This is a genomic window from Dictyobacter vulcani, from assembly GCF_008974265.1.
GTDB classification, from domain to species: domain Bacteria; phylum Chloroflexota; class Ktedonobacteria; order Ktedonobacterales; family Ktedonobacteraceae; genus Dictyobacter; species Dictyobacter vulcani.
This window is the reverse complement of record NZ_BKZW01000001.1, coordinates 1395212-1411804: the sequence shown is the minus strand read 5'-3', so window position 1 is coordinate 1411804 and position 16593 is coordinate 1395212. Positions and strand designations below refer to the sequence as shown.

General features: G+C 48.9%; 12 protein-coding genes, 1 pseudogene, 1 riboswitch and 1 other annotated feature. Of the genes and pseudogenes, 10 read left to right on the top strand and 3 right to left on the bottom strand.

The genetic code is table 11. The annotated features are described in order from the left end of the window. The first annotated feature begins 79 nt into the window (after positions 1-79). The 4 genes and pseudogenes from KDW_RS05855 to KDW_RS05840 all read left to right on the top strand — a co-directional run bounded on the left by KDW_RS05855 (position 80) and on the right by KDW_RS05840 (position 4568). Complete coding sequence (locus KDW_RS05855; RefSeq protein ID WP_151755089.1) at positions 80-343, top strand: PLDc N-terminal domain-containing protein; 264 nt, start codon at positions 80-82, stop codon at positions 341-343. A gap of 342 nt (positions 344-685) precedes the next feature. Further along, positions 686-2071, top strand: coding sequence for an acyltransferase family protein (locus tag KDW_RS05850; RefSeq protein ID WP_151755088.1), 1386 nt, complete (start codon positions 686-688; stop codon positions 2069-2071). Between the two features lie 151 nt (positions 2072-2222). After that, positions 2223-3411 (top strand): annotated as a pseudogene (locus tag KDW_RS35790) (thiolase family protein). Between the two features lie 197 nt (positions 3412-3608). After that, entirely contained in the window at positions 3609-4568 is a 960-nt protein-coding gene (locus KDW_RS05840; RefSeq protein ID WP_151755087.1) for an aldo/keto reductase, read from the top strand. Between the two features lie 68 nt (positions 4569-4636). On the opposite strand, the gene KDW_RS05835 is transcribed toward KDW_RS05840, so the two are convergent. Both KDW_RS05835 and KDW_RS05830 read right to left on the bottom strand, forming a co-directional pair. Then, positions 4637-6673: a HEAT repeat domain-containing protein gene (locus KDW_RS05835; RefSeq protein ID WP_151755086.1), complete on the bottom strand. Its 2037-nt coding sequence runs from the start codon at positions 6671-6673 to the stop codon at positions 4637-4639. Beyond that, positions 6673-7266, bottom strand: coding sequence for an RNA polymerase sigma factor (locus KDW_RS05830; RefSeq protein WP_151755085.1), 594 nt, complete (start codon positions 7264-7266; stop codon positions 6673-6675). The genes KDW_RS05835 and KDW_RS05830 overlap by 1 nt, the downstream gene beginning before the upstream one ends. Before the next feature lie 422 nt (positions 7267-7688). Between KDW_RS05830 and KDW_RS05825 the strand changes: the two genes are divergently transcribed. The 5 genes from KDW_RS05825 (at position 7689) to asd (ending at position 14217) form a co-directional block, all read left to right on the top strand. Continuing rightward, positions 7689-8267, top strand: coding sequence for a Uma2 family endonuclease (locus tag KDW_RS05825; RefSeq protein ID WP_162004988.1), 579 nt, complete (start codon positions 7689-7691; stop codon positions 8265-8267). Between the two features lie 179 nt (positions 8268-8446). Beyond that, a riboswitch (SAM riboswitch) is annotated at positions 8447-8564 on the top strand. 85 nt (positions 8565-8649) lie between these two features. Further along, positions 8650-8942 (top strand) — a binding site (T-box leader). 44 nt (positions 8943-8986) lie between these two features. Further along, positions 8987-10132, top strand: a complete 1146-nt coding sequence (metX, locus tag KDW_RS05820) for a homoserine O-acetyltransferase MetX (protein ID WP_151755083.1) — start codon at positions 8987-8989, stop codon at positions 10130-10132. A gap of 22 nt (positions 10133-10154) precedes the next feature. Continuing rightward, positions 10155-11483 carry a homocysteine synthase gene (locus KDW_RS05815; protein WP_151755082.1) on the top strand — a complete coding sequence of 443 codons (1329 nt, stop codon included), beginning with the start codon at positions 10155-10157 and terminating at the stop codon, positions 11481-11483. 60 nt (positions 11484-11543) lie between these two features. Next, entirely contained in the window at positions 11544-13055 is a 1512-nt protein-coding gene (locus tag KDW_RS05810; protein WP_233097637.1) for an aspartate kinase, read from the top strand. Positions 13056-13146: 91 nt separating this feature from the next. After that, positions 13147-14217 (top strand): aspartate-semialdehyde dehydrogenase, encoded by a 1071-nt coding sequence (gene asd / locus KDW_RS05805; RefSeq protein WP_151755081.1) that lies wholly within the window; start codon positions 13147-13149, stop codon positions 14215-14217. A 240-nt stretch (positions 14218-14457) separates the two neighbouring features. Here asd and KDW_RS05800 read toward each other — a convergent pair whose 3' ends face one another. Then, positions 14458-15750, bottom strand: a complete 1293-nt coding sequence (locus KDW_RS05800; protein ID WP_151755080.1) for a S53 family peptidase — start codon at positions 15748-15750, stop codon at positions 14458-14460. 488 nt (positions 15751-16238) lie between these two features. Here KDW_RS05800 and KDW_RS05795 point away from each other — a divergent pair, with 488 nt between their 5' ends. Continuing rightward, positions 16239-16508: a hypothetical protein gene (locus KDW_RS05795; RefSeq protein WP_151755079.1), complete on the top strand. Its 270-nt coding sequence runs from the start codon at positions 16239-16241 to the stop codon at positions 16506-16508. Positions 16509-16593 lie beyond the last annotated feature (85 nt).

The following is a 16593-nucleotide window of genomic DNA, read 5'->3' as shown; positions in this document are numbered from 1 at the left end:
ACAAGAATTCTGATATGAATGTTAAAATCTGCTGGCATAGTAGCACACACTATGTCTGTAAATAAGGAGAATAAAAATTATGTCTGGTAGTAGAGGCTGTGCCACCAATTCACTCTTGTTTTTAATCATTGTGTTCTTACCAGTGATTGGTCACATCATTGAAACAGTTTTTATCCTGGAAGATGATCACTCTTCCATGGGAAAAGTGATCTGGCTCTTGATCATCTGGTGTCTGCCATTTATTGGACCATTCCTCTACCTGGTGTTTGGTCAGCGTCCAGTCAACCGTGGCCGGGTGATGTTTGGGCAGGCGAGCTACAATACTGATCCTTACCAGCGTTAGTAACAGCAAATATAAGATACCTGTCATAGGATATTGTCCCTGTTCAGGGATAGTATCCTTTTTTTTTGCGTTCCATATTACTTTCTAGCTAACCCATATGGCTATTTTTCTATGCCAGATCTCTTTCTGATATGAAAACATGCTATAAAGAAAAACTCATGGCTAACTAACCTCGCATCTGCAAGGCAGCATAGTGTGAACATGGACATTGAATTTGCTTATAAATTGCAAAGAGGAACGTTATAAACGCGTTTTTTTATTGATATATGCACTTATAGCAAATAAGAAATGTTTTGGTTTTCCAGGATAGTATGCATGTAAAGGAAAGGCATAAAAATAGCAATGCGATTTGATGGAGTTGATGGTAAGGTAGGTGTGGATCATCCCCTTGAGCACAAGCACAAAGATTCCGAGCCTGTTACGTTGTCAGTTGAACATGTGGCGCTACCTGCTGCGTCCAAAAAAAATAATATTACCGCCCTGGATGGAATACGGGCATGTGCGATTATTCTGGTAATGACCTTTCATATTAATCAGATGTCTCTCGGTCTTTTATGGAATCCGGAGCAGTATCCTATTGCCAGTGCATTAGCGACTTTTGGTGGGTCTGGCGTGACTCTCTTTTTTATTCTCTCTGGTTTTTTGCTTTTTTTGCCTTATGCCAAATCCCTCCTGTTTCAATCAAATTGGCCCAGTGCACGTCAATTTTATGTGAAGCGCATGTTACGTATTATTCCTGCCTATTATGTGGCTTTGTTTGCGATTATTTTGCTTTTTCAGCAAGAATATTTGCAGCCAGACCACTGGCAAAAGTTAGCGCTTTTTCTCACTTTCTTCATGGATTCCTCCAGTTCTACGTTTCGCCAACTGAACGGTCCATTTTGGACGCTGGCCATCGAGTGGCAGTTTTATATGATCTTGCCATTACTTGCCCTGGGCTTTTTGCTGGTGGCGAAACGGCTGCCAGCGTTGCCACGGCAACGTTTACTGGTGATGATTGGTTGCTGTATCCTGTTGATCGTGTGGGGATTGTTTTTGCGCATATTGGCTAATAACACGCCGATTGTCAAACATCCTGCTAATATAGTAGTTAGCGTTATCTTCTTTTTTCTGTATGGTATGACGGGAAAATACATTGAGAATTTTGCGGTTGGTATGATTATCTGCCTCTGCTACACGTACGCCTGGCATCCCGTACATGGAAGCGCCCTGCGCCAACGCCTCAAAAACACGAGTCTGTTTTTTGTGCCTTTAGGGTTGTTGCTCCTGTTTTGTATGTCTATCTGGCATTACAATGTGGGTCATATGCAAGTGCCTGCATTCGCGTTTTTGAATGTGCTGGCTCCCCAATTTGAGTGGCTTAATGAAATGATTATCGCGCTGGGTTATGGTTCCTGTGTGCTCGGTATTCTGTTTGGCCCTGAGTGGTTACAAGGGATTTTTAGCTGGAAGCCGTTAGTATGGATCGGGCTGATCTCTTATGGCCTGTATATGTGGCACCTACCACTCATCTCTTTCTTTCATGTCCAGCTCTTGCCACATATTCCCATTACTGGTCAGGCAAGCTATTTGCTGTACTGGCTCAGTGTGCTGGTGATCGTTATTCCGGTTGCCTTGCTTTCGTATCACCTCATCGAGAAACCCTGTACCCGACTGGGGGCATATCTGACGAAGCAAATGCAGGCGCGGCGCATCGCTCTGGCGGAAGAGCGTTCATTGCGAGGATAAATCACCATATTTATATTCTCTGTTTAAGCCACAAAGAGCGCGTGGGAATGCCTTGTTCCCACACGCTCTTTGTGGCTTACTTATAGTTGGCGGGTATTTCATGAATGAGATTGCACTGTTGTTTACTGGTTGGAAATAAGGAGAAATAGCAATGGCATCTGGTTTTACACAGCGAGAAGCTGTCATCGTCGAGGCTTTACGTACACCAGTTGGTCGGCGTGGTGGGCAACTAAAGGATTGGCATCCAGTTGATTTGTTGGCCCATGTACTTTCTAGCCTGATTGAGCGCACGCAGGTAGATCCTGCATTAATTGATGATGTAATTGTTGGTTGTGTCAGCCAGGTCGGTGAGCAGAGCTTGAATATCGCACGTAACGCGGTCCTGGCTGCTGGCTTCCCTGAATCTGTTCCAGGGACAACGGTGGATCGGCAATGCGGATCCAGCCAGCAAGCGATCCATTTTGCTGCTCAGGGAGTACTCAGTGGTGCCTATGATATTGCGATTGCGGCTGGCGTGGAATCAATGACGCGTGTACCGATGGGATCAAATTCTCAGGGGGTAGCATCGCCTTTTGGCACTCGTATGGAGCAGCGCTATGCCGGTCACCTGATCCCTCAGGGTATCAGTGCCGAGTTGATCGCCAGAAAATGGGAACTGGACCGCGCCACGCTGGATGCCTTTAGTCTGGAGAGCCATCGTCGGGCGGATCAGGCCACGGTCGAGGGTCGTTTTGCCTCCCAGATTGTACCGGTTCCAGTGACAGCCGCTGATGGGAGTACTGTATTCTTTGAGCGTGACGAGGGTATTCGGGTGGATAGTAGCCTAGAAATTAGGTGGCTTAAAGTCGGCCTTTCAGGCGGATGGCGTGATTACAGCGGGTAATTCCTCACAGATCAGCGATGGTGCGGCCGCTACCTTGATTATGGAACGTGGCACCGCTGAGCGGCTGGGTTTGCGACCACGAGCACGTTTTATCTCATTTGCCCTGGCTGGCGATGATCCCATTCTCATGTTGACTGCTCCAATTCCAGCTACCCAGAAAGCCCTGACTAAAGCTGGTTTGACGCTGGACCAGATTGACCTTGTCGAAATCAATGAAGCCTTCGCCAGTGTGGTTTTAGCCTGGCAGCATGAGCTCCAGGCTGATATGAGTCGGGTTAACGTTAATGGGGGCGCTATTGCCCTTGGACATCCACTCGGAGCATCCGGGGCGCGCCTGATGGCTGTCCTGCTTCATGAGCTTGAGCGCCAGGGGGGACGTTATGGACTCCAGACGATGTGTGAAGGCGGCGGTCTCTCTAATGCCTTGATTATTGAACGGCTGGATCTTGAAAAATAAGCGTGAAGGTTGAATTTCATATCACCTGAGAGCTGAAGGAGACAAGCGGACTAATCTTTGGGACTACTATGAAGCGCAGCAGGCTTTTTGTTCGTGCTTGCATAGAGATTGTATCGTGTAAATTTCGCGCTACAGCAAACCTGGAAATATAGATTGTATGTTTCCTTGCTGATGCACATGAAAGGAAGCGGATCACAATGCAGTACCGAAGATTAGGCCGTACGGGTTTGAAGATTTCAGCTCTGGGTCTGGGAACCATGCAGTGGGGCTGGACCGTGGATGAGACGGCCGCCTTTGCGGTCATGGATGCGTTTACGGAGCGGGGTGGAAATTTTTTTGATACGGCCAACTTCTATTCTCGCTGGTTGCCAGGCAATAAGGGTGGTGAATCCGAAAGCATGATCGGCCACTGGCTGCATGCTCGTCGTAAGCGCAGCGACATTGTACTTGCGACCAAAGTCTATCAGCCGATGGGCGATGAGCCCAACAATCGTGGCCTGTCACGTAAACATATTTTAGATGCAGTTGACGCCTCTCTGCGCCGTCTGCAAACAGATTATATTGATCTCTACCTGGCCCATGCGTTTGATGCTGATACCCCTATTGATGAGACTCTGACGGCATTCAACGATCTGGTGCGTATGGGCAAGGTTCGCTATGTCGGAGCCTCCAATTATCCTGCCTGGCGCCTGATGGAAAGCCTGTGGAGTGCGGATGCACATCATACCGCCCGCTATGATGTGCTGGAACCCCATTATAATCTTGTCCACCGGGCTGAGTTTGAGCGGGATCTCAAGACCATCTGCGAGCAATATCAGATCGGAGTCATTCCCTATAGTTCGCTGGCCGGTGGCTTCCTGACCGGAAAATACAAACGTGGTACGGAAGGCAAGGGGGCGCGGGCTGCCTCAATCTCTCAAAAATACAATTTTGATGCCGCCTGGCGAACCGTTGATACCGTACAGCGTATCGCGCAAGAGTGTGATACAACGCCGGCGGTTGTATCGCTGGCCTGGTTGCTCTCACAGCCGGTTATCACTGCCCCCATTATTGGTGCTAATACTGCTGAACAACTAGAGCCCAACTTTGCCGCCATCGATCTCACACTTACGCCCGCCCAGATCGAAGCCCTCAATCAAGTTTCTAGCTGGGAATAAGCCAGCGGATAAGTAAAAAGCCACAAAGCAATCTCTATTCAGACCATGCCGCTTTGTGGCTTTTTTGTTTAATGGGTTGGTACTGACCAGATAGAGAGATTATAATCTGAAATTCTATAACTATTAGCATCTACTTGAGTGCGTTTGGCGGTTAAAATCGCCATATAAGCTCCATTGGGAGACCAGATGAGGGTTTGTACTTCTCCCTTTAACTTAGCATACGTGGTGATATTTTGACCGCTCTGAGCGTCCCACAACTGTACCTGCTGATCCTGATAGGTGCTGGCAATATATTTACTATTGGGTGACCAGAGTAGCGAAAAGCTATCGGGACCCAGCTTTCCTATGTGGGTAGCTAGCTTGCGACCAGTACTGACCTCCCAGATGTTGATCTGCTGATCATCAGGACTTACGATGGCCACATCATGTCCATCGGGTGATAATACACTTGAAGCCTGGACTGATGACTGAGTTTCAAAAACTTTTTTGTCATGTGCAATATCCCAGACAAGCGTGCTGACCTTATTATCACCATCTCCATCTTTATACAGGATCATGTAGCGGCTATCCCTTGACCAGACCAGATTGTCTGCTTTGGTGTAGGGAATTGTGAGTGGATGGTCGATAACTTTGCCTGATTGGGTATCTAAGATCGACATGGTATTGGATAAATTTCCTGTTGCCGCATAGCGAGCGTCTGGAGATACTGTTACTGTTTGTACATCACCAATCAGGGCTGCCGCAATCATTTTTTGTGTGAACGTATTCCAGATTTCCAGATAGCCACTTGTGGTGGTTACTGCCAGGGTCTTGTTATCTGCTGACCAGGCGACTTTCTCAAACGTACCATGGCTACTTTTCAACGAGAAGATTAACGCGGGGTGCTGACCATCTGGTGCGTGCCAGACAATCAAATTCCCTTTGCCATCTACCGTCGCCAGATTTGCATTATCTTGTGACCAGGAAAGCTGAGGTGTTGCCACTGCGTATAAGCCATTTGCTGGTTGATAGCCTGCTGGCTGGTAGTATGGATAACTTGCCAAAATTTGGCCGGTTTTATTGTCCCAGATATGCAATTGGCCAGTAATTTTTGTTTTATCAATGCTTGTACCAATCAGGTATTTTGTATCAGGTGATGTATTATCCGTCATTGCGCCGCTCTTGTCTGCCTGCATTTGCTTTGCTGTATCAACAGCAGGATAGGTACGCAGCTTCTTGTTAGCCAAAGTATAGATATTCAGTGCATATGGTTGGGTTCCAAAGGAGAGTTGCGAACTGTCCGAGTTCCACGAGATGCTATTGCTTCCCACTGGGACGGAATACGTCCAGAGTGGTATTTCGCTATCTTTAGCTGTTTGCAAGTTGGGCAGATAACTGACGACAAGCCAGGAACCGAGCAGGCCAAAGAGCAGGATCGCAGCCATCAGTCCGCCCAACCAATTTCGCTTCTTTTTCATGCTGGTATTAGTTTTATGTGGTGTCTTGCCTGCCAGCGGCATAATCTCAACACTCTGATCAGTCGCATTTGTCCTGTCCATTTCGATACTATTTTTCGTAGCATCATGGTCATCGCTTACTGATGAAGTGGATATATACGCTGTTTGCCCATCCGCTACGAGTCTTGGTGTTGTGACTGGTGTTGTATCGTTATATATTGAGGTTGCTCCTGACTCCGTGTGCTGCGCTAACATTTGGAGTACGGCCTCTTGAACAATCGGGCTGGGATCAAATTGCGCATCCTTGATATGTTGCTTGGCCACGTCATTATCCAGTGAGCCTAAAGTAAAGATGGCGGCCTGGCGTACTAATGAGGATGGATCATGCAAACTGCTTAGCAACTGTTGCATTGGCGCCTGCTCACCCCAATGCGCACAAACCTGGACAGCGGCTAGCCGTACTGATTCGTCTGGATCAGTGAAAGCTGGCATGAGTGTGTGTATATCGTGTTGTCCACGCAACTCATGGATCGCCTGAACACGTTCCTGCCAACCAGCTTCGCTTCCCTGTTTGGATGTTTCTCTGGTGGTAGTTGTTGGCTCGGCCAACTGGAGCCGCTGTAAAAGCGCCGGTAAGAGTGTTGCTGGAGCCTTACTATTCTCCTCCATCAGCGGGCCTCCTCTGCGTGTGTATGTAATAACTGGTGTAAGAGCTTTGTGCCGCGATGGATATTTGACTTGACCGTGCCAATTGGTTGGCCAACACGTTCAGCAATTTCGCGGGCACTGAAATGCTCAAAATAATAGAGTTGTATCGCCATTTGATAACTGGCGGGCAAACTGGCAATGCCTTGTTCCAGTTCCTGGCGATCTTCATTGTGGCAAGCTATTTCCTCAGGTGTGATATCTGGATCTTCGATATATTCGCCAAAACTGCTCTCAGCAGTATCCAGTGAGACGGATGGTAATCTTTTCTCGCGTGTCCGTAGATCACGCAGATAGTTATGCGCAAGATTACGTGTGATTTCAAAGAGCCAGGCACCGAGTTTGAGCAAGGCGATGCGTTGAGGCGGATAGCCTTTGAGCGCATAATAAGCGCGTTCCAATGCTGATAGGACCACCTCTTCTGCCGCATGGGGATTGCGTACATGGCTCAAGGCAAATGCATAGAGACGATCTTGATAGGCCAGTACGAGTTGTTCAAAGTGCATAGTGATATCATTTGCTAATAAACGGATAAGTTCTTCGTCATGATCTTCCATAACTTTCCTTTATATGCCTGCTAATTTCCCCAGAAACGATAATTAGCAGTCCCCATTTTTGATATGTTCAACATCCATTGCTACATGGCTGATGATCTTATAGGACATAACACGGCAGGACGCGTAATGGTTGCAAAGAGTAGATGTATCAATACTGCTGAGTCACCTGAACGCAGTTGTGCTTGTTTGTTGTTAAAGCTATTGCTTTTGGTGTATAGTAATTCTTGCTAGTACATTTTCAAACTTCGTTTGATGGGTTGTGCGCCCGCTACGCGGGCGGGATGGGGGTGATGTCGGGGGCACAGCCCCCGATCCCCCAGTCAAGGGGCTCGCCGCCCCTTGCATCCCCGCCTCCCCATCACATGATGTCTGACAGACTGCTAGCAAAAGTGTGTTATAGTGGAGCAGGAGGGGCGTCTCACATGTTAAATCCGCAGGACAAATATACGCTAGATGAGTATTGGAAGCTGGTAGAAACTTTTCCTGAGCGAAAATATGAATATGTAGATGGCTATATTCGCATGATGACTGGTGGTTCTCCTGCGCATGGCCAGATTGCGGCTAACCTTTCATATTTATTCGTTTCTGCTTTACGTTCCAGTGATTGCAATGTGTATAGTTCTGATGTAGCTGTGCAGTTAACAGACGATAAATGTTATTATCCTGACATTTCTGTGTCCTGCGATCCCTTCGATTGGACGCGGAAGAAAGCCTTAGAAGCTCCATCAGTTGTTGTTGAGGTTTTGTCGCCGACTACTGAGCGGATTGATAAAATAGAAAAGCTTCAGGTATATCAATATTACCCAACCATTCAAGAAATCTTATTTGTGGATTCGCGTAAATGTTATGTTGAACATCATCATCGTGTGAGTGTTTCTCAATGGGCCGTTTCACTTTATAGAGATAGAAATGACGTTGTCGAGCTTGCCAGCATTGAGACTCGTTTCTCTTTACGCGAAATTTATGCCAAGGTTTATTTGGAGTTAGAAGCTGACTCTTAATCATTCCTTGCAGATTTAAATCTAGCGCTATGTGTAATTTGTACACATCGATGTAACGGTTGTGCCCTTGACAGTCGCGAATCAACTTGGGTATACTACTCATTAACGTTAATGCTACAAAAGTTAAAGCATAACTTTAAAAAGAACATACCATAACTGAATATTTGCAGTAGTAACTGCTCTCATCAAGAGAGGTGGAGGGATACGGCCCTGTGAAGCCCGGCAACCCGCTTTGCAATGTAGCAAGCAGGGTGCCAATTCCGGTGAAACATGTTTTCATGTTTTGCAAGATGAGGGGAACAGCAATGTAGCGGCCCCCCTGAGAGAGGGGCTTTTTTGTTACCTGTTTCCTGGAATCTCGTGTACTTTACAAGCTAAAAAAAGAAATACGTTGAAGAGGAAGAGTAAATGTTAAGGGCGGCTACAGAGAGTTGATGCAGATGAGATGTCAGCGCCGTACCGGCATTGAAGATGGCCTCTGAGTTGCAGGTTGAACCCTCCGCTGGAGGTAGTAGACTGAGCCGTGGGCTACGTTATAGCCGTAGTGTTATCTTGTGGGGTGGATGAATGAGTGGACAAGAGGTGGGTGCCTGGATAACACTCGTAAAGGCTGATATCGTGAGGTGTCAGCAAACCAGGGTGGTACCGCGAAGACGTTTACCCCTCGCCCCTGTAGGGTGAGGGTTTTTTTTGTTCCTTTTTCCAGGAAGGAGTGTAACGTGGTAGCGCAATTAGAATATATTCAACGAACACAGTCACAGGTTCAGACAGAGAATGACGTGTTGACTTTTACTTTTGATCAGCTTTTGTTGCAGCGTGGTGGGCGCCTGGGTCCGGTGACCGTGGCTTATGAGACATGGGGTGAGTTGAATACAACTGGTGATAATGCGATCTTAATTACCCATGCTTTAACCGGTACCTCACATGCCCACGATGCCGCCGATCCGGAGAATCCCCGGGCGGCCTGGTGGAATCCTTTGATTGGCCCTGGCAAGTACTTTGATACATCCCGTTACTTTGTTATTTGCGCCAATGTTATTGGTAGCTGTGCTGGTAGTACCGGACCTTCTTCAAAAAATCCTTTGACTGATCGACCATACGGCATGCGTTTTCCGGTGATTACTATTCGAGATATGGTGCGGGCCCAGCATAAGTTGATCAAGCATCTGGGTGTGCGGCGTCTGGCTATGGTGGCAGGCGGCTCGATTGGTGGTCAGCAGGCACTCGAATGGGCGGTAACCTATCCTCATTTGATTGAGAAGGTAGCGGTTATCGCAGCTTCGGCCGCCGTGTCGGCACAGGCCATCGCCTTCAACGAGGTGGCGCGCCAGTCGATTATGGCCGATCCTGCCTGGCTCTGTGGCGATTACTTGCCCGGACAGGGACCTGCCAGTGGTCTCTCGATTGCACGCATGTTGGCCATGATCACCTATCAGAGCGAAGAGTCGATGGAGATGCGTTTCTCGCGTAATCAGGTTCAGCGTGAGCCAGTGACGGCTCCAACCTTTGCGCCCGAGCTGGGCGGTCGCTTCGATGTGGAAAATTACCTTTATTATCAGGGTGACAAATTAGCTCAGCGCTTTGATGCCAATAGCTATCTTTACATCAGTCGGGCCATGGATCTCTATGATGTAAGTGAAGGCTATGCATCCCTGGAAGAGGCGTTAGGCCGTATTCGTAGCCAGATATTATTCGTCGGCATCAGTTCCGACTTTCTCTTTCCCGCGTCGCATGTGCGCAGGCTAGCTGATAAAGTGCAAATGGTGGGAGGCGATGCGCGTTATGTGGAGTTGAATTCTCCACATGGTCATGATGCATTTCTGAAAGAATGGAATCAATTGACCGCCGCTCTTCGTCAGTTCTAATTGTAAAAGGAGAATGATTCTCATGGCATTGAACAATAATCGCAGTTATGGTTTTGAAACATTATCTTTACACGCTGGACAAGAGACCGCTGATAGTGCGACCGGGGCTCGTGCTGTGCCTATTTATCAAACCTCTTCGTATGTTTTTGATAGTCCGGAACATGCGGCGAATCTGTTTGCGCTCAAACAGTTTGGCAATATCTATACACGTATTATGAATCCTACCCAGGATGCGTTTGAGCGGCGTGTGGCCGCGCTTGAGGGTGGTGTTGGTGCGCTGGCAGTGGCTTCAGGCCAGGCCGCGGAAACACTGGCTCTGTTCAATATCGCCGGAGCTGGAGACGAGATCATTTCATCGGCCAGCCTGTATGGTGGCACATATAATCTCTTCCACTACACATTTGAGAAACTGGGCATCAAAGTACATTTTGTCGATAGCCGCGATCCCGAAAATTTCCGGCCTTTAATCAATGAGCGCACCAAAGCGATCTACGCCGAGACGGTTGGCAATCCTCGGTTGGACACACTGGATATCCGCGCGGTCGCCGATATTGCGCATGAGCATGGCTTGCCATTGATTGTCGATAATACCATTCCCACACCATATCTGATCCAACCCTTGAAGCATGGTGCGGATATCGTGGTGCACTCGGCGACCAAGTTTATTGGTGGGCATGGCACCTCAATTGGTGGTGTGATTGTGGATGGTGGAACATTTGACTGGGCGGCCAGCGGTCGGTTCCCCAGCCTGACCGAGCCCGATCCTTCGTATCATGGTGTGCGCTATGTCGAAGCCGTGGGTCCGCTGGCGTATATCATCAAAGCTCGTGTCCAGTTGCTGCGTGACCTGGGTCCTGCTACGACTCCTTTCAATTCCTGGCTCTTCCTCCAGGGACTTGAGACCCTGCCGTTGCGCCTGGAGCGCCATAGTCAGAATGCCCTGCGCATCGCGGAATTCCTTGAGCAGCATCCGGCTGTGAGCTGGGTGACCTATCCTGGTCTGAAAAATCATCCGCAGCATGACCTGGCACAGAAATACTTTACCCATGGCGGCTATGGTGCCATCCTTGGTTTTGGCATTAAGGGCGGCCTTGAAGCAGGTAAACAATTGATTCGTCATATTGAGTTGTTCTCACACCTGGCTAATATTGGTGATGCCAAGTCATTGATTATCCATCCTGCCAGCACAACCCACGCCCAGTTGACGCCTGAGGAACAGGTGGAGACAGGTGTCACGCCAGACTTTATTCGCCTTTCAGTTGGTCTGGAGACCGTGGAAGACCTGATTGAGGATCTGGATCAGGCTTTGAAAGCGGCAGTCGCTGATGTTGGTGTTGCTCTGGATGCGTAGCTAAGTCCTCTTTGGGATCTGTAGTGCGTTTTCTGCACTGAAAAAGGACTGCAGATCCCAATGTCGTTTGATAAAGGCTGGTGGTGTGCTATGGAACAATCTGTCTGTGTCTTAAAATTTGGTGGTACCTCGGTTGGTAATGGAGAACGTATTCGTCGTGTTGCATCAATTATAGCTGATACGCTGCATGATTCCGCTGTTCCGTTCCCGGTAGTTGTTGTCTCGGCTATGTCCGGTGTTACTGACCAGTTATTGCGCATTGCAGGTCACGCATGTTCCGGTGAGGATGTCGCTTGCGATAAAGAATTGCTCGCGCTACGGCAGAAGCATATTGAGGCGGCTGCTCAGGTCACACCAGCGGGCGATGAGCGGACCCGTTTGCTCCATTTCCTTGAGGATGCTTTCTCCCATCTGATCGAGGATGTACATACTTTACGGAGGGTTGCTACAACTGGTGATATGGTACATCTGCGTACCGCAGCCGTGGCATCATGGGGTGAGCGACTCTCGATCCTGTTGGTTTCGGCAGCCAGTAGAATGCATGGTATACAGGCTGAACCAGTAAGCAAAGAGGTAATCATTACCAGCCATCCACCTCATGATCCTTCCCAGCCTTTTGGTGTGGTTGAGGGTGCGGACCCATTAAATGAAGAGACGCGTGCCAATGCTCAGGCGTTGATTTATCCTCTGGTGCAGGCTGGCATTGTCCCGATCGCAGCAGGTTTTATTGGACGGACCGTTACTGGTTTTGTGACCACCCTGGGACGTAATGGCTCAGATTATTCAGCAACCACGATTGGTGCAGCCCTGGATTGTGTTGATATCTCTATTTATACCGACGTCGATGGTGTCCTGACGGCTGATCCCCGGTTGGTTGCCAATACCAGATTATTACCACATTTATCCTATGCTGAAGCGGCTCGGCTCTCCTGGTTTGGTGCCAAAGTTCTGCATCCGCGTACCCTGATTCCGATTGCCTGGCGCAACATTCCTGTCCGGGTTCGTAACTCGTTTCACCCGCATATTCGCGGCACTGTGATAGGTCCGGTGGATCATACAACAAGTGGGGCTGGAGCGATCTCGACGCGCCGCAAACTGGCATTAATTACGGTAGAAAGTACAGATCTCTTTGGCGCGCCGGAGAATGCCGGACAGGTTTTTGTGCTGGCTGCCAGAGCAGGTGCCGCGCCAGTCGCTATCTGCTCTTCATCCGGTCATCATTTATCGTTTCTGGTTGATGAGAAGTCTGTGGATTCAGTGGTAAAGTTATTACACCACGATATGGATGCCACACTCTGGCGTGTCTCGGTGCGTCGTGGCCTGGCCGCCTGTGCCTGTATCGGTTCAGGTTTCACCAGTGATCCAATGAGCTCTGCGCGCGCGATCACCGCCCTGGCCAGTGAGCGTATTCCTGTTATCTCACAGGGAGCATCCGAGCAAGGTATTACCTTGATTGTGGAAGACCGTTCAAGCGAGCGGGCCTTACGTTGCTTGCATCGAGATCTGATTGCACCGGTTATTCCGCTGGTGCGCCACCCTGCTCCGCGTAAACAAGAGCGTCGTCAAGCCTGATCTTCTATGCTGAAATGAGTAAATAGAAACGAAAGGACGGGCATACTGCGCTAGCGTTGCCTGTCCTTTTTAGCAAGAAAATAGAAAAACTATGGAGAGACAACACGAGAAGATTCCTGTGGGTGTGCTGGGGGCAACTGGAATGGTTGGCCAGCGCTTTATCGAGTTGTTGCAGGAGCATCCCTGGTTTGAAGTGGTCGCGCTGGCGGCTTCTGGCAAGCACAATGGTCGTCCATATGCAGAGGCGACGGTCTGGCGTTTGACGGGTGGTGATATGCCCGAAGCTGTAGCGGCATTGCCCGTGGTTGGTTGTCGTCCGGAGGAGATGCCAGAGGTCAAGATTGTCTTTTCTGCCTTGCCGGGTGAGATCGCTGGTGAGATTGAGATCGCCTTTGCGCGTGCAGGCGTGGCGGTATTTAGTAACGCGAAGAATCACCGCATGGCTCCTGATGTTCCGTTGCTGATTCCAGAAGTGAATGCGAACCATATCGCTGCGGTGGCTCAACAGAAAGAACAGCGTGGTTGGTCTGGTTTTATTGTCACCAATGCCAATTGTGCTTCTACGCCTCTGGTTATGGCGCTCAAGCCCTTACAACAGGTCTTTGGCGTCAGTAAAGTATTGGTGACCACTCTACAATCTATTTCTGGCGCGGGCTATCCAGGACTCCCTTCATACGATATTCTGGATAATGCCATTCCGTACATCAGTGGTGAAGAAGAGAAGGTGGAGAGTGAAACGCTGAAGATGCTGGGTGATTGGCAAGAAGGACGTGGCTTTGTCGACGCGCCATTAGTGGTGAGTGCCCATTGTAATCGTGTCGCGACCCGTGAAGGACACCTGGAGTGTGCCAGTATTGAACTGGGACGCGAGGCCAGTCCTGAGGAGATTATTGCCGTCTGGGAAAACTATGTGCCGGAGTCGCAGGCGGTCCTGTTGCCCAGTGCGCCGGAACACACCTTAAGCTATCGACATGAACGTGATCGACCACAAACGCTGCGCGATCGAGATGCTGGCGCTGGTATGACCGTGACGCTGGGACGCCTGCGCCGCTGCCCGATCCTCAGTTACAAGTTTGTCATGCTGGGCCATAATACCATTCGTGGTGCCGCTGGAGGCTCCATCTTAAACGCCGAATGGTGTGTTTATAAAGGCCTATTATAATCCTGCCAGGAGTCCGAGCAAGCGTTACGGCTGTCGTTTGTACGCTGGGCCCGCTACGGAACCCCGCTCATGCGTGAAGAGGCCGCAGGCTCAAGACCTGCCGCTACGGCAGCATGACGTGAGAACAGAGAAAGATTCAAAGCCAGAGGGGAATTTTGAAGAGGAGCGATGATATGGAGAAATACTCTCTTGCATAAGTATTTCTCCATATCATCATCGTAATGAGAACGGGTTGCGCTGTCAGGACATTTCTTTGATTAATGCAGGGATCAGGTACTGGGCATTGGGTGTGCCTAAACCTGTGACGGCATCCCAGCCGCTTGTGGCCGCAAAACCTTTGACCTTTGCTGCGGGATTATCATTATTGCCGACGGTCACATCGTTAAATGCCTGGTGGTAGGTACCGGTTGTCGCTATTTTATACAGTGCTGGATTAATAAAACCGAGCGGGCGACCGGCCATCTGGTTGGCCAGGGCCATGATGGCGCTCCAGACTGGCGAACTGGCACTTGTGCCTCCAGCCTGCGTCCAGCTACCACCGATATATACGGCCATTCCAGTAAAAGGATCAGCGACAGCAGAGACATCAGGTACGCCACGGCGACCTTTAAATTGCTCCAGGGTTGACGCTGGCAAGAGTTTCTGGTACGCAGGTGTGGCATAGAAGGAGCTAAAGCCGCCACCACTGCCAGCCCAGGCTATTTCCTTGAACGTGCCGTTACTATTCACCATGCTTGTGCCTCCGACACTGGTCACCCAGGGAGAATCGGCGGCAAAACTGGTGGTAGGGACATTGGCGATCTTTTTGGCGTCCAGATCTGCATAATCAGTGGCACCATTATCGCCGGAAGAAGAGAAGTAGGTCATCCCTTGACGAGTGGTTGCGGTTTCTAATAATTGATTCCACAGTTTCAGTTCGTCCTGACCTTTTTTATCCTTAAAGGTCAACTCTGAAGCACCCCAGCTGTGAGAAACAATATTGCCGAGTTTATGATCAATGGTGTATTGCTCAAGCTGGCGAAATTCTGGCAGGCCAACCGTGCCTTCAGTTTCTGCGACCGGACTGATCAATACGACTATTTTGGCGTCTGGTGCCAGGGCATGGATAATCTGTACATCCAGCGTAGTCTCAGCGGCCCAGCCGGATTTGTCGTGATGTGGATCACTTTCGGGGGTGTTAAGTGGAGAGATCTCCTGGAGGTTTACCGCTGGCAGATTAAAGGTCTTATCGAACACGGCCATATCTTCTTGCAAGGTTGGGCTGCCAAAGGAAACAATGTCAACGATGGTCTGCCCTTTTCCGGTAAAACCTTTTTGATATAACGGCTGAATGCCGTAAGCCTGGCGCATCGCTTCAGGGGTCAGGCAGGTAGGTAGTTGTCTGAGACTAGCGGGACAGGTAGTGGCTTTGCTGGCACTCGTGGCTTTGGGGGTAGGTTGCCCGTCCGTTCCTACTGCGAATACTGGACCACATGATGGCAGCATCAGCATGATCAGCAGCAAGGGGACAAAAAGACGCAGGGTGCGTTTCATTTTAGCTCCTAATAACACTATCTTTTAAATTACGAACCTTTTTAATGGTGCTGGATTGTTTGACCTGCTTCCTTCATCTCTCTGATATAACGTCCAAAGACCTTGAAGAGTAATATGTTGGAAGTATAACCTCTACCCCATTAAGTAGAGGTTATGTATCTTTGCTTCCTGAGCAATCGCTATCATATCCTACCATGGATGATGTCAGTTTTGTAGTAATCAGGTAGGTGTTTCAATGCCTCTCTATCCCTCCTTTGATCGTAAGCTAACGCTATCTCGTGCGAAAAATAGAAGAAATGATATATGCGTTATGAGTCTATAGTATATATTTTAACATATACGTTGTGTAGTACCATATTGCTATGTAATAGAGGTGCATTTGACTTTAAAGTCAGACTTGAGTACAGTTAACATGAGAAGTTGAGTACGTTTGGTGTCGGGTTGTTATGTAGTAGTGTAACTCAGCTAAATTGTGAAGGTATTTACGGATGTTGTTTTCAGATCGTTATCGTAAACGGAAGAATCTCTATCGGCAGCGTAGCCATATAGTCCCTCCGGTACATGAAGCCGCAGGGCTCGACGTTCCGATTGAACAATTGCCTTTTCCTGAAAATGAGCATTTCTTTTCTTATGATGCCGTCCATACTCCTCCATTGTTTCCGTCAGCAGTTTCCAGTGAATATATTTTAGCCACTCAACGCTCATTTCACCCCTTTCCTGATGGGGGCGGCAATTTCCCAGTTCGCGGCTACCTGTAACGGCGCTTCCCCAGGTTTTACCCATTAATCCTGATCCGACCATGTTAAAAGCTCAAGCGACAGGAGGGCAAAGGACCGAGGAAAT